Below are 1059 nucleotides of genomic sequence, written 5' to 3' on the forward strand. Positions count from 1 at the left end.
AAAAAGTGCAAAGACAAAACGTGATGAGATCATAAAGAACATCGAGACCGAGGTCATCACCTGCACTATCCCCGAAAATGAGCAGATATGTCCTCGCTGCGGAAGTAAGATGAAGGTCGTTGGCAAAAAATATGTCCGTGAGGAAGTTGAACTGATACCTGCAAAGCTGGTTGTAAAGAAGTATTACAGCAATACTTATGGCTGCAAAAAGTGCGAGAAAAAGAATATGCCTGTTTTTCTTCACGGATTTGTGCCGGCACCTGTTTTGCCACATTCGCTTGCGTCTGCGTCAACGGCTGCGTGGGTGATATACCAAAAGTACGTCAATGCTGTTCCGCTGTACCGTCAGGAAAAGGACTGGGAACGTCTTGGATACGCGCTCAGCAGAACAACTATGGCAAACTGGATCATTAGATGCAGTGAGGATTATTTCAGCAAATTTGTGGCAAGACTCAAAACTGAGATGCTGAAAGAAAAAATCCTTCATTGCGATGAAACATACGTCAAGGTCCTCAAGGAAAGAAACGTTTCCTCCGAAAGCAAGCAATATATGTGGGTATACCGCACCGGCAAGCATTCGGACAGGCAGATCGTGATCTATGACTACAACAAGTCAAGGTCGGGAGATGTGCCAAAGAAGTATCTTGGAGACTACGATGGCTTTGTGCACACCGACGGCTATGCAGGCTACAACAAGCTGACCAAGGTCACGCACTGCAATTGCTGGGCTCACGTCAGGCGAAAGTTCCATGAAGCGATTATTGTGGACAGCGAAGACAGCATAGCTAAGACGGCAAGAGACTTTTGTGACAAGCTTTTTGCGATAGAGTCCGAGCTTGATAAGCTGACAACAGAAGAACGTTTTAAAGAGCGTCTGACACAGGAAAAACCCGTGTTTGAGGCTTTCTGGTCATGGGCTGAAAAAGTCGCACCTACAGTTCTTCCGAAAACGCAGCTCGGAAAGGCTTTTGAGTATGCATTCAAGCGCAGAGAGTATCTCGGGAATTATTTCAAAAACGGCGACTGTGCTATTTCAAACAACGCAGCGGAAAATGCGAT

General features: G+C 46.0%; 1 protein-coding gene. It reads left to right on the top strand.

Annotated features, from left to right (window positions below):
* Nucleotides 1-1059, top strand: a 1059-nt coding sequence (locus tag AB5123_RS14430) for an IS66 family transposase (protein ID WP_368365013.1), incomplete at both ends; no start/stop codon positions are given.

The organism is Ruminococcus sp. RTP21204st1_B2_RTP21204_210225 (assembly GCF_040914135.1).
Taxonomy (GTDB): Bacteria; Bacillota; Clostridia; order Oscillospirales; family Ruminococcaceae; genus Hominimerdicola; species Hominimerdicola aceti.